Below are 18,411 nucleotides of genomic sequence, written 5' to 3'. Positions count from 1 at the left end.
TCCCGCACCCTGGGAAGGAACACCGCCCGTGGCCTCGCCGCTGGAAAAACCGCTCGACCACCGCTACCGGGGCGAACACCCCGTCCGCACCCTCGCCTACCTGCTCCGCGCCGACCGCCGTCGACTCGCCGCCGCGGTCGGCGTGTTCACCGTCAAGCACAGCCCCATCTGGCTGCTGCCGCTGGTCACCGCGGAGATCATCGACACCGTCGTCGAGCACCACCCGGTCGGCCGCCTCTGGCTGAGCACCGGCCTGATCATGTTCATCCTGCTGGTCAACTACCCCCTGCACGTGCTCTACGTCCGCCTGCTCTACGGCAGCGTCCGCCGCATGGGCACCGCCCTGCGCTCCGCGCTGTGCACGCGGATGCAGCAGCTGTCCATCGGCTACCACTCCCGGGTCAGCGCCGGCGTGCTCCAGGCCAAGGTCGTCCGGGACGTGGAGACGGTCGAGCAGATGGTGCAGCAGACCGCCGAGTTGGGGCTCGGGGCGACCACCGTACTCGTCGGCGGTCTCGTCATCATCGCCATCCGCACACCCGAGTTCCTGCCCGTCTTCCTGGTCGTGGTGCCCGCCGCCGCCCTCGTCGTCGCCCGCCTGAGGTCCCGGCTGCGCACCCACAACGAGCACTTCCGCCACGAGGTCGAGACGCTCTCCTCACGGGTGACCGAGATGACCCGGCTGATCCCGGTCACCCGTGCCCACGGCCTGGAGGGCAAGGCCCTGCGCCGCATGGACGGCACCCTGCACCGGCTGCTCACCTCCGGGATGCGGCTGGACCTGGTCAACGGCCGCTTCGGCTCACTGTCCTGGGTGGTACTCAACGTCGTCGGCGTCCTGGTCCTGGCCGGCGCGGCCCTGGTCTCGTACTACGGCGTCTGGGGAGTCACCCCCGGCGACGTCGTCATGCTCAGCGCCTTCCTGACCACCCTCACCAACTCCACGACCACACTCGCCGGTCTCGCCCCCGTCATCACCAAGGGCCTCGAATCGGTCCGTTCCGTCGGCGAGGTGCTCCAGGCGCCCGAGCTGGAGGACAACGAGGGCAAGAGGGAAGTCACCGCCCTGCGCGGCGCCGTCACCTTCGAGCAGGTCGGCCTCGCCTACGACGACGACGGCCGGGCCGCGGTCCGCGACGTCACGCTGTCGGTCGCGCCGGGCGAGACCGTCGCCCTGGTCGGCGCGTCCGGCGCGGGCAAGTCGACCGTGCTCAACCTGGTCATCGGCTTCATCCGACCGACCACCGGCCGCATCCTCCTCGACGGCACCGACATGAACACCCTGGACCTGCGCACCTACCGGCGCTTCGTGTCGGTCGTCCCGCAGGAGTCCATCCTGTTCGACGGCACGGTCCGCGAGAACGTCGCCTACGGCATGGACGACGCCGACGAGGAGAGCGTGCGCGCGGCCCTGCGGGACGCCAACGCGCTGGAGTTCGTCGACCGTCTCCCGCAGGGCCTGGACACGCTGGTGGGGGAGCGGGGGGCCCGGCTCTCCGGCGGCCAGCGGCAGCGCCTGGCCATCGCCCGCGCCTTGATCCGGGACCCCAGGGTGCTGATCCTGGACGAGGCGACCTCCGCGCTGGACACCCGCTCGGAGGCCCTGGTGCAGCAGGCGCTCGCCCGGCTGATGCGCGGTCGCACCACCTTCGTGGTCGCGCACCGGCTGTCCACCGTGCGCGGTGCCGACCGGATCGTGGTGATGGCCGACGGGCGTATCGAGGAGATCGGCACGCACGAGGAGCTGCTGCGCCGGGGCGGCGCCTACGCGGCGCTGCACAGCGGGCAGGTGGCCTGAGGGACCGTCTCCGCCCGATCGCCGGGGAGGTCAGGCCGCGCTGCTGCGGGGGACGCGGTGCGGGCAGGTCCGGTCGTGGTCGCTGCCGAGGCTGGTCCACCAGCGCTCGCAGCAGGCGCCGTCTAGCTCGGCGCGCACGATGTGCTCGGCGGCGTCCTCGTCCGGCCCGGTGAACGGGTCGGACACCGCCCGCCGGGCCCACTGGGCCAGCGCCCGGTGCTGGTCGCCGATCACGCTCTCGCGCACCACCCCGATGAGCGGGACGATGCTGGCGGCCGCGAACAGGCAGGCGGCCCACATCGGCCCGTACTGGTATTCGAGGACCGCGGTCCAGGCGAGCCCGGAACTGGTGGCGATGTAGAGGGCGGCGAGGAGCCGGCTTGTGCAGTTCATGCGCGTACACCGTCCGTGGTGAAGGGGGATGCCCCTTGTCCAACGGCCCGCGGCGCCGGACGACTCGGGTGATTTTCCGCCCGGCCCCCTCGAACTGACGTCAGGTACCCGCCCGCACACGGGTCGACTTGGAGTGGAAGGCGGCGCGATAGGCGTACGGGGTGGTGCCGACGACCTTGCGGAAGCGCTCGCGGAACGCGGTGGACGAGCCGAAACCGGCCTGCTGCGCGATGCGTTCGACGGAGTGGTCGCTGTTCTCCAGCAGGTACTGGGCCCGCCGTACCCGGGCCCGCAGCAGCCACTGCAGCGGTGTGGTGCCGGTCTGCTCCCGGAAGCGGCGGCTGAAGGTGCGCTCGCTCATCCCCGAGCGGGACGCCATCGCCGCCAGGGTGATCTCCTCGGACAGATGGTCCTCGACCCATTCCAGCAGCGGCTCCAGGGTCGAGCCCCGGGGGACGGGCGGGTGCTCGTGCACGATGAACTGGGCCTGTCCGCCTTCCCGTTCGAGCGGCATCACGGACATCCGCGCCGCGTTGGCGGCGACGGCCGAGCCGTGGTCCCGGCGGATCATGTGCAGGCACATGTCCAGGGCGGCGGCGGCCCCGGCGGAGGTGAGGATCTGGCCGTTGTCGACGTACAGCACGTCCGGCTCGACCCGCACCCGCGGATAGCCGCGGGCCAGCCGGCCGGCGGCCACCCAGTGGGTGGTGGCGCGCAGCCCGTCCAGCAGTCCGGCCTCCGCCAGCACGAACGCGCCCACGCAGACCGACGCGATGCGGGTGCCGGCCTCGGCCGCCCGGCGCAGCGCGGCGATGACCCGGCCGGAGGGCGCGGGGGCTCCCTCGGCGCGGCCCGGCACGATGATGGTGTCCGCGTCCGCCAGGGCCTCCAGGCCCCGGTCCACCCGGAGGGCGAAGCCGCAGTCGGCGCGCACCTCCGGGGTCTCGGCGCACAGGCGGACCCGGTAGGCGGGGCGGCCGTCGGGCAGCCGCGTCCAGTCGAAGACCTGCAGGGGCGCCGCCATGTCGAACGGCACCACGTCGTCGGGAACCAGGATCGCCACCGTGTGCATGACGGCCACCCTAGGCGGATTCCCGCCGGGAGCACGAGCCCAGGTCAGCGGGGTGCCGCAGGCGAATGCGCAGGAAGGGCGTGTTGGCGGGAATCCGTTGGAAGCTGTCACTTCCGCCTCTGTGCGATCACCCGGGCGCCTCCTAGCGTGGCCGGGTACCCCGCACACCCGTGGACCGGAGACGGACGCCCCCTGATGACGAAGTTCCTGCTCGCCCTGCACGTCCTGGCCGCGATCGTGGCCATCGGCCCGGTCACGGTCGCGGCCAGCATGTTCCCGCCCGCCGCGCGCACCGCCCAGGAGGGCCGACTGAACACCGTCCGGCTGCTGCACCGGATCTGCCGGGTCTACTCCGGGGTCGGCCTGACCGTTCCCCTGTTCGGATTCGCCACCGCCGCCGCCATGGGTGTCCTCGGCGACGCCTGGCTGATCACCTCCATCACCCTCACGGCGGTGGCCGCCGGCATCCTCGTCGCCTTCGTCCTCCCCCGTCAGGATGAAATCCTCGAGCAGCTCGCCGCGGACCAGGCCGTGGAGCGGTCCGGAACGGTTCGACTCGCCATGTTCACCGGCGTCTTCAACCTCCTGTGGGCGACCGTCACCGTCCTGATGATCGTGCGTCCGGGCTCCACGACAGGCGCCTGACCGTCGTCAAGCCCGATCCCGGAATTAGCACCCCCGTGTGCCAGGGCGCCTACACTCGGCGGTCGTGCTCATGTGGATGGGCCACGACACGAAAGGCGCGTTGACGGGTGTTCCAGGATTCCCCCATTTACGACCGACTGATCTCGGAGCGCGGCGACGTTCCCCTACAGGTGCGTCGGGAGGCCGAACGCGTCAGCCGAGAACTGGAGTTCGTCATGCAGCCGCTGAACTCCTTCGGCGCTCCGCCGGTCGAACGGCAGCCCCACCCGGGTAACGGCTGGCAGCGCTCCGCCCTGCCGCCCGGGCAGCTCTGACTCAACAGGCCGCGGAGTTGGCGCCGTTGAGCCGCGCGGGCCGGGGCGGCAGGGGCCGGGACAGCCACTCGGCGATGGTCCGCGCGATCGGCTGGCCCGTGTCCACCTCGACGAACCCGAACTGGCCGGACTGGTTGCACTCCAGGAACCACCAGGTCCCGTCGCCGTCCTCGACGAAGTCGAAGGCGCCGTAGGCCAGGCCGGCGTCCCGCAGATAGGCCCGCACGCTCTCGGCGACGCGCGGCGGCACCTCGGCCGGCTCCCAGGGCGCCGTGGACGAGGAGAACCGGACGTCCACCTCGTCCGGGTGCGCGTCGGCCCCCACCGGCTTACGGGCCGCCAGCAGCCGCTCGCCCACGGCGGTCAGCCGGATGTCGGCCCGCTTGGCGACGCGCCGCTGGAGCAGGGTCGGGCCGAAGGCGACGGCGGAGAAGTCGGCGTCCGGGGGGACCCGGCTGGTCGGCACCGCCCGGGGCGGGTCCTGCGGATGGGCACCGGAGACCGGCTTGACGACCAGGTCCGGATAGCGGTCGGCGAACTCCCGGGCGGCCTGCGGGAAGGTCGTGATGAGCGTGGCCGGCACCGGCAGCCCGCAGCTCTGGGCCAGCCGCAGCTGCCAGGGCTTGTGCCGGGCCCGGTGGGCGGCGTCGGGGTCGTTCATCCACCGGGCGCCGCTGGAGCGGAGCATGCCGTACAGCGCCTGCGCGGACTCCTCCGTCAGCCACGGCGACGGGCGCGCGGCACGGGACGCCGGGATCCCCGGCCTGCGCACCCACACCGAGCGCAGCCCGTCGAGGCTCACCAGCCGCCCGCCGGACGACAGATGGCCGTGAAAGGCACCGTGCGCGTACTCCCCGGACAGCGCGGCTCCACCCGTCAGGTCGGCGGGGTCGAGCCGGACCACCGGCACCGCGCAGGCGTTGAGGCGCACCACCACCATGTCGGCGGTGACGTCCTCTTCGGTGGTGAGAATCAACACGGTCATCGTGGCGGGTTCCGCGTTCAGTCGTCGAAGTGCGTCTTCGAACCCGCCGTGGACGTCGTCGTCCCCAGCTCCTTGAGCAGAGCGTGGTCGCTGGCGGCGATCCGCCCGTCCAGGAGAACGTTCAACTGCAGTCCGGAGTCGTAGGCATAGACAGCGTTGACCTCCACATCCGCTGCCGGACGTGCGTAGTTGAGCGCGAACGGTTGCATCGTCTCTCCCTCGCCGGTGCTGCTTCGATCAAGCGAGCCACCCACTCTGGGACGTCGCCTGGTCCGCCGACTTCCTTCGGCTTCCACCCACTTATACGAATCGAACGGGTGATTGGTTTCCTTACTCTGCGTCACCATCGCCGGGGCGAGTCCCCGACGGCCGCTCCCGGCGGGCCCGTTGGGCGCCGCCAGGTTCAGGCGGCATCACCGCGCCGACCGGCCCCCGAAGGCTCCGAAAGGGCCTCGGGACCACGCCGGCCGACGGACCCGCGCATGGCGCGCAGGGCCAGCAGAAGTACGCCGATGTCGTCCAGGTACACCGGATCGGGCAGGAGATCGGCCGGCAGGACGAAGTACGCCAGGGCGCCCCAGAACGCCCAGCGCGGCCCGGTCGGCAGGCCCGCGCGCCGCAGCCGGCGCCGGGTCCGCACCAGCCGGACCAGCACCGTTACGGCCACGGCCAGCAGGACGGCCGCGAGGATCGCGGCGACGAAGAGCACCGCTGTGGTCGAGTCCACCGACTCCTCCTCACCTCTCGGGCGTGCGCCGGGCGGCTCGGGCGCCCGCGTCCCCTGACGGATTCCCCCCTCCGGCGCGGCTATGGCCCGCGCGCGGCAACCGGAGCAATCGCCCGTCCGCCGAAGCGGTGGTGAGGGTGACTCATACTCCCGGCCCACCCCGGTGGCGGGCCGGTTCGGCAACACCTAGTAATGGACTCCGTACAGCCGCGTGTCGCTTCGGGGGCGCAGCAGCGGCAGCGCACCCTTCCCTGGAGCCGAGGATGACTACCCCCTCTTCATCGCCCAGCCCGTACGAGTCCGACATAACGCCCATCGAGCCCGAACCTCACGGCGACGACCCGGTCGGCAACCTGGTGCACGCCGCCGTGGCCGACCGTCCCGTGGAGGAAGTCGCCCAGCTCATCACCCTGCTGGAACGCTCGCCCGAGCACGCCCGGGCCACGGTCGAAGCCCTCCGCGCGGTCGGCGTGGACCGGTCCGTGGAGGACGTCACCCGGCTGGTCGACCTGCTGACCAGACCACCGCGCGCCGCGGACGGCGCCGACGAGACGATCCGTGCCGCCGCCGAACAGCGTTCGCTGGACGACGTGACCCGGCTGGTGGCGCTGCTGCACCGCACCGACCTGGAGCCGCACTGCGGCCAGGAGGCGGTCCGTGCGGCGGCGACCGGACGCCCGGTCGAGGAGATCGTCGAGCTGATCCGGCGGCTGTCCGAGGAGTGCGACGGCCCGCCGACCATCGACCAGCCCGTGCCCGACGCGGCCATGCCCGAGGAGCCGGCCGTGGAGGGCGTGGCCCCCAGGCGGGTGACGCCCCCACGCCCGGCCCGACCGGCGAACCGGGCCCCCGCCTGGCCCGGCCGGATCGCCGTCGCCGCCCTCGTGGTCTGCGCGGCCGCCTACTTCCCGCTGTACCGCGACGGCGCCTCCCTGGCCTTCTACGGACTCGCCCTCGGCATGTCGGTGGCGTGTCTGGCGGTGGCCCTGCTGCTGACCCTGCGGATCACCGTGCCGGTCCTGGCCTGCGGCGTCCTGGTGCCGGCGGTGCTGGCGGCGGCGCAGCTCCTCGAAGGGCGGTTGCCCTCGGCGGGCCTGTCCCGGGCACTGGACCTCACCCTCGCCCCGGTCTGGGCGGCCGGAATGGCCGCCGCCTTCGCGTCCCTGGCGTCCCTGGCGGCCCTGCTGGTGCATCTGGCGGTGCCGGCACCGGCGCGGGAACAGGCGCCGGCACGGGAACGGGCCGCGGTCCGGTCCGCGGCGGAATGAGCGTCAGCCGGCGTCGCTCCCGCGCGCCGGCGGCCGCTCCTCCTCCCGCACGGGGTCCGTACCCGGCCGCAACGCCAGGGCGGTCTCCTTGAGCCGCCCGAACGTGCGGGTCAGCTGCTGGAGCGGCGAGTCGGGCTCCGGCCGCTGCTCGGGCAGGGCGCCGGCCGCCTCGCGGTAGGCGGCCAGCGCCTCATGGGCCTGCTCGGCGGCCTCCCGGTACAGGTCGCGGGACTTCGTCATCGCCTCCAGCGCGTCCGCGTACATCGCGACCAGGGCGCGCTGGCGGGCCAGTTCCTCCTCGACGGTGAACAGCCGCCACTGCTCGCGCAGCGCGGTGACGGCCTCCTCGGCGCCGTCCGGGAGGGGCCGCGGCAGCGTCGCGAACCGGGTGACGGCGGCGATGAGCTCGGCCGGTTCGGAGCCGTCGAGGAACACGGTGCGCACGGAGAACCGGTCCGCGTCGTACTCCGCGGGGGCGGGGGAGCCGGGCAGCACCACGGCGCCGCCCCTCGGCACCTGCGGACCGCAGTCCCGCAGCGCCCAGTTCACCACCCGCAGCTGGTGCGGGGCGGCGCGATGCTCCACCACCCGGTGCCGCAGACCCGGCGGCAGCATGCCCGCGAGGGGGACGAGGCCGCGCTCGTCGGGGGTCATCGCCTCGTGCACGACGACATGGACGGCCCAGCCGTCGCGGGCGGCGTCCTTGAGCAGGCGCCGGACCGCCTTGTCGTCCTGGGGGAGGGGATTGAGGTCACGCAGGCGACCGCCGGTGACCGGGTCCCGGTCCCAGGCCGCGTCCGCGTCCTGCGGCCAGAACATGGCGGCGGGCGACGGCCAGTGCAGACCCCAGGGGCGGTCGGCCTCCGCCGCCAGCACCCACGCGTGGCCGTCGCGGAGGGTCAGCCGGGCCCGTACGGTCACCGTGTCCTCGACCCGCCAGCGGGCCTCGAAGACCTGCTCGCCCTCGCTCCGGGCCTCGGCCGGTTCATGGAAGTCGTCGATGCCGCCGCCGTCCTTGTGCCGTTCCAGACACGCGCGGACCACCTCCCCGGGGGCGGATCCGGCGTGGTGGCCGTGGGCCAGCCACACCGTGGGGGGAGTCGGGGGGCGCACGTTCGGCGAGCTCAGCATGAGTCCTGGGGGCGACGGGGGCAGGTGTCCGTCCAGTATCGATGCCGCAGGCAGTCAGCTGTCACCGGGGGTGCGCACACGGGGTGTGCGCGGACCGCTCCGGAAGAGTGGCCTTCACCCGTGGCCGGATCCGGCCCGGGTCGCGAAAATGGCCGGTGCGCAGGGCCCGCCCACCATCCGCATCGGGGCGGGCCCTGCGCGCGGCGGATCAGCCGTGGTACTTGATGTACCCGTTGCCGTCCGGGTCGGAGCCGCCCTTGGTGTACGCGTGCGAGTCGGCGCCGGCGCCCGTGGGCTTGTACAGGTAGATCGTGTCCTTGTCGTTGTTCCAGATGAAGTTGCAGTTGTCGCGGTAGACCACGTTGCCGGCGTCGGAGTCGCTGCCGTGGCCGCCGCGCAGCTTCACCTGGTCGCCGGGCTGGAGGTAGTGGTTGGCGGTGAACGCGAACCGGTTCCCGGCGGCGTCCTTGACGATGTACCCCTTGAGGTTGACCGTCTTGCTCGACGAGTAGTTCTTGATCTCCAGGTACTCGGCCTTGCTGTTGCCGGTCGTGCAGTTGTTGGAGTCGCTGCCCGGCGCGTCGTACTGGACGCCCCGGATCTTCAGCGCCGACGTGTACTCGGTGGCCTGGGCCGGTCCGGCGGCGAGGGCGCCCAGGGCGCCCGCGGCGGCGGCCGTCGCGATGAGCAGGCGTATACGCATGACGATGCCCCCCTGTGAAGGTTCAGTGAAGAAGGGCGATCATATGCCCGCAGGGGGAGTTCGCGACCGCCGCGTCCGCAGGCGAAGGCGGAATTACTCGGGCCGGGGGGTCAGCAGGGCGCGCAGCAAACCCGGGAAGGCGTCCTCGAACTCCTCGCGGCGCAGCGCGTTCATCCGGGACGTGCCCACGTAGTACTGCCGGATCAGGCCCGCCTCGCGCAGTACGTGGAAGTGGTGGGTGGCGGTGGATTTGCTGACCGGCAAGTCGAAGGTGCCGCAGGCGAGTTCCTGGCCGCCGGTGTACAACTCGGCGACGATCCGCCGCCGTACGGGATCCACCAGCGCCTCCAGCGCCTGCTGAAGGCTGACCGCCCGGATGTCCGGATGCGCGGGAATCCGCTCGCCCCCGCCTCGCCGTGTCACCGTCATCGCCTCTCGACCTCCGCCGCACATCGTAGGTCACGGAAGTTCGGCGTGCATCGAAGTTTGACAAGCGTCGTACTTTCGGTTTGGGTGAGGCGAACGGTGAACCACCGGACCCGATGGGGGAGTTGGCGATGGTCAAGGCGGTACGGTTCCACGAGCTCGGCGGGCCCGAGGTGCTGCGCGTGGAGGATGTGGGCGTGGCGGACCCCGGGCCGGGGGAGCTGCTGGTGCGGGTGGAGGCGATCGGCCTGAACCGTGCCGAGGCGCTGTTCCGCGGCGGCCACTACATCGAGCCGGTCAAGCGGTTCCCGGCCGGCCTCGGCGCGGAGGCGGCCGGCGTGGTCGAGGCGGTCGGCCCGGGGGTCACCGGGTTCCAGGTCGGTGCCCCGGTGAGCGTGGTGCCCGCCTTCTCGATGAACGACCACAGCGTCTACGCCGAGCGCGCGGTCGTCCCCGCCGGCGCGGTCCTGCCCCGTCCGGCAGGGCTCGGCGCGACCGAGGCCGCCGCGGTGTGGATGCCCTTCCTGACGGCCTACGGCGCACTGGTCGAGGTGGGCGGGGCGCGCGCCGGGGACACGGTCGTCCTGACCGCCGCCTCCAGCAGCGTGGGCCTGGCGGCGATCCAGGTCGCGCGCCGGGTGGGCGCGGTGCCCGTCGCGACGACCCGCACCCGGGCCAAGCGGGAGGCACTGCTGAAGGCGGGCGCGGCCGAGGTGATCGTCACCGGGGAGGAGAGCGTCGTCGACCGGGTGCGCGCCGTCACCGGTGGCCGGGGCGCCGAGTTCGTCCTCGACGCCGTGGCGGGACCCGGCGTCACGGACCTCGCCAGGGTGGTGGCCCCCGGCGGAACCCTCTTCGTCTACGGCGCACTGAGCGGCGAGGCGACCCCGTACCCGGGGATCGAACTCGGCCTGCCCGCGCTGAACATGCGCGCCTACACCGTCCTGGAGACCACCCGGGACCCGCTCCGGCTGCGCCGCGCCGAGGCGTTCGTGGCCTCCGGCCTGAGCGGTGGCGCGTTCACCCCGGCCGTGGACCGGGTCTTCCCGCTGGAGGAGATCGTCCAGGCGCACCGCTATCTGGAGGCGGGCAGCCAGGTCGGCAAGATCGTCGTCACCGTCGGCCGCTGAACCGGCGCCGCCGGGACGTCAGTAGCGCCGGGCCTTGGCGATCTTCGCTGTCAGTCGGGGCTCGGGGGGCTTGCGGCTGATGGCGAGGGGCTGGGCCCGCTCGCCGGGCTTGAGGTCCTCCGCACCGACGTAACGGGTCTCCACGACCTTGCCGTCGGGGTCGCTGAAGTCGACCTGGACGGCGTAGGAGGCCGTCTCGTCCGTGCTGTTGGTGATGTTGACGACGACGGCGAGCAGTCCGCCGGTCTGGGCGCGGGGCTTTCCGGTCAGCGAGACGTGCGCGGTGGCGTTGCCCCGGCCCTGGACGTCCTCCAGCCGTTCCCTGGCCGCGGCGTTGGCGCGCTCGACCTCGGCGGAGACGGAGGCCTCGAACTCGGAGGCGCGGGCCGATGCGGAGGACGCCGCGGCGGAGACGGACGCCTTGACGGACTCGGCGAGCGAGGCCACGGCGGAGGGCGGGGTGCCCGAGAAACGGGAGGTGTCCGGCGCCGTGGGCGTGGCGCTGGCCGCGGAGCCGCTGTCGTCGTCGTCCGAGCCGCACGCCACGAGCGCGACCGCGCTCAGGGCGGCGACGAGGACTCCGGCCAGTGCCCTGGCGGCGGGCTGCCTCGTCGTTCGATGGGGACCTGTGCCCATGCCGGTGATCCTTCCCGTCGGACTCTCGCGCCCCCCGGCACGTCGTGCACGACGCGTAGTCGGGCAGCCACTCGACAGGGGCGCCCGGGAAGGATCAGGCCCGTTGGTCGTCGCAGTGTGAAGGGCCCGGGGTACTCAGGTGTCCCGGGCCCTTGCGGCGGTGAGGATCAGGCGCCGCTCTCGCGGAGCATGTCCTCCCGCTCGACGATCTTCACGCGCGCACGGCCCTGCGGCTCGCCCAGCGCCTTCTCGGCGGCGTCCAGCTTGTACCAGCCCTCCCAGGTGGTGAAGCGGATCTCGCGCTCGGCGAGGAACGCCTCCACCGCCTCCGGGGCGGGCGCGTCCGGGGTCTGGAGCCGGCCGTGGGCGAAGTCGTCCAGCAGGTTCGCGACCGTCTCGTTGGCGTCGCCCTTGGTGTGGCCGATCAGACCGACCGGGCCGCGCCGGATCCAGCCGGTGACGTACGTCGACGTCAGGTGCTCGCCGGTCTCCTGCATAACCCGGCCGCCCTCGTCCGGGACGGTGCCCGAGTCGATGTCCCAGGGCAGCTTGGGGAGCTTGTCGGAGAGGTAGCCGACGGCACGGTAGACCGCGCTGACGTCCCAGTCCTTGAACTCGCCGGTGCCCTTGACGTTGCCGGTGCCGTCCAGCTCCGTGCGCTCGGTGCGCAGGCCCACGACCTTGCCGTCCTCGCCGAGGATCTCCACCGGGGACTCGAAGAAGTGCAGGTACAGCTTGTGCGGGCGGTCGCCGACGTCGCGGATCGCCCAGTTCTCCAGCGTCTTGGCGACCATGTCGACCTGCTTGTTGGAGCGGCGCTGCTCGATGGAGCCCGCGTCGTAGTCGATGTCCTCGGGGTTGACGATGACCTCGATGTTCGGGGAGTGGTCGAGCTCGCGCAGCTCCATCGGGGAGAACTTCGCCTGCGCCGGGCCCCGGCGGCCGAACACGTGGATCTCCACGGCCTTGTTGGCCTTCAGGCCGTCGTAGACGTTGGCCGGGATCTCGGTCGGCAGCAGCTCGTCCGCGGTCTTGGCGAGGATCCGGGAGATGTCGAGCGCCACGTTGCCCACGCCCAGCACGGCGACCTTCTCGGCCTCCAGCGGCCAGGTGCGCGGCACGTCCGGGTGGCCGTCGTACCAGGACGCGAAGTCCGCGGCGCCGTAGAAGCCGTCGAGTTCGACGCCGGGTATCTTCAGCTCGCGGTCGGCCATCGCGCCGGTGGAGAAGACCACGGCGTCGTAGAAGGCGCGCAGGTCGTCGAGGTGCACGTCGCTGCCGTAGTTCACATTGCCGAAGAGGCGGACCTGCGGCTTGTCGAGCACCTGGTGCAGGGCCGTGATGATGCCCTTGATGCGCGGGTGGTCCGGCGCGACGCCGTAGCGGATCAGGCCGAACGGGGCAGGCATGCGCTCGAAGATGTCGATGGAGACACCGGGCTCGGCGGCCACATCGGACTTGAGCAGCGCGTCGGCGGCGTAGATCCCGGCGGGGCCGGCTCCGACAATGGCTACCCGCAGGGGGCGGGGCATGATCAGGTTCCCTTCGAGCGATGACAAGCAACTCGACGGGAAGCCTAAGCTAAGGCAACCCTAAGTCGGTACGCGGGTCCGGTCTATGGGCTCATAAGCCCGCCTTATGGGTCCCCAAAGTCGCACGGGGGAGTGGTGACCTACGGCAGCGGCTGCTCCGCCCAGATCACCTTGCCCGCCGGGGTGTAGCGGGTGCCCCAGCGCTCGGAGAGCTGCGCGACGAGGAACAGGCCGCGCCCGCCCTCGTCCGTCATGGCCGCGTACCGCAGATGCGGGGAGGTGTTGCTGCTGTCGTAGACCTCGCAGATCAGCGTCCGGTCGAGCAGCACCCGCACCCGGATGGGGTCGCCACCGTAGCGGATCGCGTTGGTGACCAGCTCGCTCAGGATCAGCTCCGTGGTGAACGCCAGGTCGTCCAGGTCCCAGTGGTGCAACTGGCGGCTGACCGAGGAGCGCACCTTGCCGACGGCCGCCGGGTCGGACGGCACCTGCCACTCGGCGATCCGGTCGGCGGACAGCGCCCGGGTCCGGGCGACCAGCAGGGCGATGTCGTCACCGGGACGGTCCGGGAGCCGGGCGTCCAGCACGGTCCGGCAGGTCTCCTCGGGGGAGTCCCCCGCCCGGGACAGGGCCGCCCGCAGCAGCTCGAGGCCCTCGTCGATGTCCCGGTCCCGGTCCTCGACCAGCCCGTCCGTGTACAGCACCAGCCGGCTGCCCTCCGCCAGATCCAGCTCGGCCGTCTCGAAGGGCAGTCCGCCGAGCCCCAGCGGGGGACCGGCGGGCACGTCGGGGAAGTCGACCGTGCCGTCCGGCCGGATCAGCGCGGGCGGCGGATGGCCCGCCCGGGCGACCGTGCAGCGCCGCGAGACCGGGTCGTAGACGGCGTACAGACAGGTCGCGCCGGTCACCGGCGCGGTGCCGCCCTCCGCCTCCTCGTCCTGGTCGATCCGGGCGACCAACTCGTCCAGCAGCGCCAGCAGTTCATCCGGCGGCAGGTCCAGCGCGGAGAAGTTGTGCACGGCGGTCCGCAGCCGCCCCATGGTGGCCGCCGCGTGCAGCCCGTGCCCGACGACGTCCCCCACGACCAGGGCGACCCGGGCGCCGGACAGCGGCAGGACGTCGAACCAGTCGCCGCCGACCCCGGCCTGGGCGGGCAGATAGCGGTAGGCGATCTCCAGCGAGTTCTGCTGGGGCAGGGTGCGCGGCAGCAGACTGCGCTGGAGGGTCACCGCCATGCTGTGCTCGCGGGTGTAGCGGCGGGCGTTGTCGATGGAGACCGCCGCCCGCGCGACCAGCTCCTCGGCGAGCTCCAGCTCCTCCGCGTCGAAGGGCTCCGGCTTCAGCGACCGCCAGAAGCTCACCACCCCCAGCACCAGCGATCCGGCGCGCAACGGCACCGCGATCAGCGAGTGGATGCCGTACTCCACGACCTGCGCGGAGCGCTCCAGGTCCTGTGCCTGCCAGCCGGGCGCCTCGGCGAGCACCGGCTCCAGCACCGGCCGCCCGTCGCGCAGACAGCGGCCCTGCGGCGACGACTCCACGAACGCGATCCGCTCGCCCACCGGATACAGCGGCGCGTCCTTGCGGATCCCGCTGAGGGCCGTGCGCCGCAAGGGGCTCACCGTCTCCGGCTGGCCGCCGCCGAGCACCGCGCCGAACAGGTCCACGGTGACGAAGTCCGCGAACCGCGGCACGGCCAGCTCGGCCAGCTCCTCGGCGGTGCGGGTGACGTCCAGGCTGGTGCCGATGCCCACCCCCGCGTCGTACAGCATGCTCAGCCGCTCCCGGGCGGCATCCGCACGCCCGGACAGGGCCCGCAGCTCGGTGGAGTCGCGCAGGGTGGCCACGCTGCCGTGCGGACGGCCGCGCAGATGGGTCGGGCGCTGGTTCACGGCCAGCAGCCGGTCCTTGACCCGGAGCACCTCGTCCGTGGCCAGCCGGCCGGAGTCCAGCAGGTCGGCGGTGTCGGGAGCGAGCCCGAGGTCGGCCACCTGGCGGCCCTCGGCGTCGGACGGCAGATCCAGCAGGCGGTGCGCCTCGTCGTTGGCGAGCAGCAGCCGGCCCTCGTCGCCGACGATGATCACGCCCTCGCGCACGGCGTGCAGCACCGCGTCGTGGTGTTCGTACATGCGGGTCATCTCGTGCGGGCCCAAGCCGTGCGTCTGGCGCAGCAGACGTCGGCTGACCAGTGCCGTACCGCCGGTGGCCAGGGCGAGCGCCGCCGCGGCCGCGCTCAGGACGAGCGGGAGCTGCCGGTCGGCGGTGCCGCCGACGGTCGCGGTCGTGATCCCGGCCGACACCAGGCCCACCACCGTGCCGTCGTCGTCCTCGATCGGTACGACGGCCTGCACGAGGGGGCCGATGGTGCCGGTGATCTCCTCGGTCACCACCTCGCCCCTGAGCGCGGGTTCGATGGTGCCGACGAACTTCTTGCCGATGCGGTCCGGCTTGGGGTGGCTGTAGCGGATGCCGTCGGTGTTCATCACGACGATGAAGTCCACCTCGGTCGCCTCCCGGGCGGCTTCCGCGCGGGGCTGGAACACCGACGAGGGGTCCGGATCGTCCAGGGCCGCACGGGTGCCGGGCGCGTTGGCGAAGGACTCGGCGACCGCGACCGACCGGTTGCGGGCCTCGCGCGTGCTGTCGTACCGGACCTGCAGCACCAGCGCCACCACCGCGGCGACGACCAGCAGCACCACGATGACGACCTGGAAGAGGAACACCTGGCCCGCCACACTGCGTGCGCTCAGCGGTGACCGCGGACGCCGGCCGGGCGCACTGCGAGGGCGCGGACCGCTGCGGCGACGGAGCGACCTGGCACCGGATCGACCCGAGAGTCGGACCATGAGCCATGTCTACACTGCGCGACCGCGGGAGGCGAGAGGCGCCGCCCGGTGACCGGCGCTCCGCGCTGCCCTCATGCGTCCCGCCGGGCCGTGAAGCGCCGGGTGGCGAGCAGCAGGGCGATGTCGTCGGGCCGGTCGGCGGTGTGCCGGGCCGTCGCGGTGAGCCGGTCGGCCAGCTTGGACAGGGACTGTCCGCCGGGCCCCCCGACCAGCGCGCCGTTCTTGGCCAGGGCCACCCGGAGCGCGCCGATGCCGTCGTCGATGTCCCCGCCCGGCCGCTCCACCAGTCCATCGGTGTACAGGGCCAGTACGGCGCCGGGGTCCATGACCAGCCGTGTCACCGGGTACCGGGCCTGCGGGTCCACGCCGAGCACGACTCCGCCGGGCAGGTCGAGGGCGTGCGTACGGCCGTCCGGGCGGCGCAGCAGCGGCGGCAGATGCCCCGCCCGGGCCGCCAGGGCCACTCCGGTGGCGGGGTCGAGGCGGATGTAGCAGCAGCTCGCGAACTGCCCGGAGTCGATGTCGATGAGCAGCCGGTTGGTGCCGCTCAGCACCTCGTCCGGCGGCCGGTCGCCGAGCGCGAACGCCCGGACGGCCGTGCGCAGCTGGCCCATGGTGGCCGCCGCCTGCACCCCGTGTCCCTGCACGTCGCCGATGACCAGCGCCAGCCCGTCCCCCGCGGCGACGACGTCGTACCAGTCGCCGCCGACCTCCATGCCCTGGGTCGCCGGCAGGTACCGTCCGGTGGTCTCCACCAGCGGGTGGGCCGACAGGCGCCGGGGGAGCAGGGCCTGCTGCAGGCCGCGGGCGAGGGCCGCCTCGCTCTCGTAGCGCTGCGCCTTCTCCATCGCGTGCGCGATCAGTCCGGCCAGCGCGGTGAGCGCGGCCCGTTCCTCGGTGCTGAAGCTGCGGGGCCGGTCGAAACCGAGGATGCAGGAGCCGACCGGCCGCCCGGAGGCGATCAGCGGCAGGAAGGCGCGGGCGCCCTCCGCGGCGTCCAGGGGGATGCCGGGGTAGGCGTCGGTGAGCTGCTGCATGGAGTCGAAGAACAGCGGGCGTCCGCTGGTCAGCGTCTCCACGCCGGGCACCCGGGCGTCCAGGCCGATCCCCTCGAAGCGGGCGAGGAAACCCTGCGGGAAGCCGCTCTCCCAGGCCAGGTACAGATGCCGTTCCTGCAGCAGGTAGATCGCCAGCCGGCGCCCGCCGAACGCGGGCAGCAGCTCCCGCATGACCACCTCGGAGACCTGGCGGGCGGTGACCGCCTCGGTCAGCGCGATGGCCAGGACGATCGGCCGGTACAGCGGAGCCATCGACGGGTCGGCCGCTGGCTCGGCGTGCGCGCGGGAATCCTCGGGCGGCGGCCCCGACGGCGCCTCGGCCACCCGGTGGGCCGGACGGACCGTGCAGGTCAGCAGGTCCCGCCCCGGGTTGAGGGTCAGGGCCAGCCAGTCGCCGTCGTACGCCTCGCCGGGCCGGGCGCCGGGCCGGGCGACGTGGCAGTGCAGCGGTTCCGGCGACAGCAGCGCCCCGCGCAGATGGTCCTCGCAGGCGGGCTGGGCCAGCCACGGCACGGCGTCCCACAGCAGCCGGCCGAGCAACCGCGGGCGGGGGAGTTCCAGCAGCTCGGCGGCGCGCGGATTGGCGTAGACGACGGTCCCCAGCCGGTCCAGCGCGAACACGCCCTCGGGCAGTAGATCGGCCGCGGCGTCGGCCGCGGTGCCGGGTCCGGGATCGATGACGACGCCGTGCACGGCCCGTGGGCCGGAGGCGTCCCGGGCCCCTCCGCAGGACTCCCAGAGCTCGACGAGCCGCAGCGACCCGTGCGCGCCGCGCACGGACAACGGCAGCGGTGGCGGGCGGCCCGCCGCCGTGTCCCGCAGGGCGGCCAGCAGCGCCGGCGCGTCGTCGGGGGCCGCGGCCGAGGCGAAGGCTCGCTCGTTCTTCCCGCACTCCTCGGCGGCCGCGCCCAGCACGCCGCGCAGCCGGTCGTCCAGGGTCATGGCGCCGGTCGTGGGATCCCAGGTGAAGGATCCGGCCCGGCGGGAGGTGTGATGGGCGGGCGGGCGTACGCACCGGGGCTCGCCGTCCCACCACAGCGCGCTGTCCTCCACACCGCCCAGCTGCCAGGCCAGCTCCTCGGCCAGCTGGGCGAGGCGCTCGCGTTCGGGCAGCAGCTCGGTGGCGTCGACCGCGGAGGGACGCAGGACCGTCAGGACGCCGTAGGCGGCCGTATCCGTGGCGACCGGCACGTACAGCGAGCCGAACTGGAACGGCAGGCCGGCCGCGAACTGGGGATAGCGGCGCATCGTGTCCACGGCGTTGGCGAGCACCACCTCCACGCCCAGCCGATGCGCGTCGGCGACCGGGAACGGGCTGTCGACGTGCAGCCGCCACCACGGCCTGAAGAGCCGGCCGGGCAGTCCCGCGAGCACCGACAGGCGCAGCAGTCCGGGCGTGCGGGAGCGCAGATAGACCCCGGCCGCGTGGCCGTCGGCCGCCGTGATCGCCTCGATCGAGGCGTCGATCAGCAACGACGTCGGCCGTCCGGGCGTCCGCTGTGCGTCCTCGGCGCTCCCAGTCATCGGCCCCTACCTGTCCGTGCGCCGTCCCACGGGGCGACACAGCAAGAATGCGCCACGAAGTACGCCCGGCGCACCCGGGCGGTACGAAGATCGTCGCCGAATTGCCCCGACTGCCGCGAAATGCGCGGGAAGAGAGGGCGCAGGGGGCCGGTGTGCAGGGTTTTCACCCACAGGGCGTATACGGCGGGACACCGTCACGGCGGGGCCGAGGAGGATCACGGTG

Annotated in this window: 17 protein-coding genes; 5 read left to right on the top strand and 12 right to left on the bottom strand. The window is 73.0% G+C overall.

Annotated elements, in window-relative coordinates; translation table 11 throughout:
* Positions 1–28: 28 nt before the first annotated feature.
* The gene (locus ACWD1Z_RS12960) at positions 29–1,798 is read left to right on the top strand and encodes an ABC transporter ATP-binding protein (RefSeq protein WP_451118137.1); all 1,770 of its coding nucleotides are present in this window, start codon (positions 29–31) and stop codon (positions 1,796–1,798) included.
* A 30-nt stretch (positions 1,799–1,828) separates the two neighbouring features.
* On the opposite strand, the gene ACWD1Z_RS12955 is transcribed toward ACWD1Z_RS12960, so the two are convergent.
* Entirely contained in the window at positions 1,829–2,191 is a 363-nt protein-coding gene (locus ACWD1Z_RS12955) for a hypothetical protein (RefSeq protein ID WP_451118135.1), read from the bottom strand.
* Between the two features lie 100 nt (positions 2,192–2,291).
* Positions 2,292–3,263, bottom strand: a complete 972-nt coding sequence (locus ACWD1Z_RS12950; protein ID WP_451118134.1) for a GlxA family transcriptional regulator — start codon at positions 3,261–3,263, stop codon at positions 2,292–2,294.
* Between the two features lie 195 nt (positions 3,264–3,458).
* Between ACWD1Z_RS12950 and ACWD1Z_RS12945 the strand changes: the two genes are divergently transcribed.
* Complete coding sequence (locus ACWD1Z_RS12945) at positions 3,459–3,908, top strand: hypothetical protein (protein ID WP_451118133.1); 450 nt, start codon at positions 3,459–3,461, stop codon at positions 3,906–3,908.
* 107 nt (positions 3,909–4,015) lie between these two features.
* Positions 4,016–4,222, top strand: coding sequence for a hypothetical protein (locus ACWD1Z_RS12940; RefSeq protein WP_451118131.1), 207 nt, complete (start codon positions 4,016–4,018; stop codon positions 4,220–4,222).
* A 1-nt stretch (position 4,223) separates the two neighbouring features.
* Here the strand turns inward: ACWD1Z_RS12940 and tgmB are convergent, their stop codons facing one another.
* From tgmB to ACWD1Z_RS12925, 3 genes are all read right to left on the bottom strand, one after another.
* The gene (gene tgmB / locus ACWD1Z_RS12935) at positions 4,224–5,207 is read right to left on the bottom strand and encodes an ATP-grasp ribosomal peptide maturase (RefSeq protein ID WP_451118129.1); all 984 of its coding nucleotides are present in this window, start codon (positions 5,205–5,207) and stop codon (positions 4,224–4,226) included.
* A 17-nt stretch (positions 5,208–5,224) separates the two neighbouring features.
* Complete coding sequence (gene tgmA, locus ACWD1Z_RS12930; protein WP_389417211.1) at positions 5,225–5,416, bottom strand: putative ATP-grasp-modified RiPP; 192 nt, start codon at positions 5,414–5,416, stop codon at positions 5,225–5,227.
* 194 nt (positions 5,417–5,610) lie between these two features.
* Positions 5,611–5,934, bottom strand: a complete 324-nt coding sequence (locus ACWD1Z_RS12925) for a YkvA family protein (protein WP_451118127.1) — start codon at positions 5,932–5,934, stop codon at positions 5,611–5,613.
* Positions 5,935–6,197: 263 nt separating this feature from the next.
* On the opposite strand from ACWD1Z_RS12925, the gene ACWD1Z_RS12920 reads away from it, so the two are divergent.
* Positions 6,198–7,202, top strand: coding sequence for a hypothetical protein (locus ACWD1Z_RS12920; protein WP_451118125.1), 1,005 nt, complete (start codon positions 6,198–6,200; stop codon positions 7,200–7,202).
* A gap of 3 nt (positions 7,203–7,205) precedes the next feature.
* Here the strand turns inward: ACWD1Z_RS12920 and ACWD1Z_RS12915 are convergent, their stop codons facing one another.
* The 3 genes from ACWD1Z_RS12915 to ACWD1Z_RS12905 form a co-directional block, all read right to left on the bottom strand.
* Positions 7,206–8,333, bottom strand: a complete 1,128-nt coding sequence (locus ACWD1Z_RS12915; protein WP_451118123.1) for a hypothetical protein — start codon at positions 8,331–8,333, stop codon at positions 7,206–7,208.
* Positions 8,334–8,541: 208 nt separating this feature from the next.
* Positions 8,542–9,036, bottom strand: a complete 495-nt coding sequence (locus tag ACWD1Z_RS12910) for a lamin tail domain-containing protein (protein ID WP_451118121.1) — start codon at positions 9,034–9,036, stop codon at positions 8,542–8,544.
* Positions 9,037–9,129: 93 nt separating this feature from the next.
* Positions 9,130–9,465, bottom strand: a complete 336-nt coding sequence (locus tag ACWD1Z_RS12905) for an ArsR/SmtB family transcription factor (protein ID WP_451118120.1) — start codon at positions 9,463–9,465, stop codon at positions 9,130–9,132.
* 128 nt (positions 9,466–9,593) lie between these two features.
* On the opposite strand from ACWD1Z_RS12905, the gene ACWD1Z_RS12900 reads away from it, so the two are divergent.
* Positions 9,594–10,592, top strand: coding sequence for a zinc-dependent alcohol dehydrogenase family protein (locus ACWD1Z_RS12900; protein WP_451118118.1), 999 nt, complete (start codon positions 9,594–9,596; stop codon positions 10,590–10,592).
* An 18-nt stretch (positions 10,593–10,610) separates the two neighbouring features.
* Here ACWD1Z_RS12900 and ACWD1Z_RS12895 read toward each other — a convergent pair whose 3' ends face one another.
* The 4 genes from ACWD1Z_RS12895 to ACWD1Z_RS12880 all read right to left on the bottom strand — a co-directional run bounded on the left by ACWD1Z_RS12895 (position 10,611) and on the right by ACWD1Z_RS12880 (position 18,188).
* Positions 10,611–11,228: a hypothetical protein gene (locus ACWD1Z_RS12895; RefSeq protein WP_451118116.1), complete on the bottom strand. Its 618-nt coding sequence runs from the start codon at positions 11,226–11,228 to the stop codon at positions 10,611–10,613.
* Between the two features lie 167 nt (positions 11,229–11,395).
* Positions 11,396–12,760 carry an FAD-dependent oxidoreductase gene (locus tag ACWD1Z_RS12890; RefSeq protein ID WP_451118114.1) on the bottom strand — a complete coding sequence of 455 codons (1,365 nt, stop codon included), beginning with the start codon at positions 12,758–12,760 and terminating at the stop codon, positions 11,396–11,398.
* A 140-nt stretch (positions 12,761–12,900) separates the two neighbouring features.
* The gene (locus ACWD1Z_RS12885; protein WP_451118112.1) at positions 12,901–15,606 is read right to left on the bottom strand and encodes a SpoIIE family protein phosphatase; all 2,706 of its coding nucleotides are present in this window, start codon (positions 15,604–15,606) and stop codon (positions 12,901–12,903) included.
* A gap of 71 nt (positions 15,607–15,677) precedes the next feature.
* Complete coding sequence (locus ACWD1Z_RS12880; RefSeq protein WP_451118110.1) at positions 15,678–18,188, bottom strand: SpoIIE family protein phosphatase; 2,511 nt, start codon at positions 18,186–18,188, stop codon at positions 15,678–15,680.
* Positions 18,189–18,411: the final 223 nt, after the last annotated feature.

Source organism: Streptomyces sp. NPDC002784 (assembly GCF_053592135.1).
This window is presented reverse-complemented; position numbering and strand designations above follow the sequence as displayed.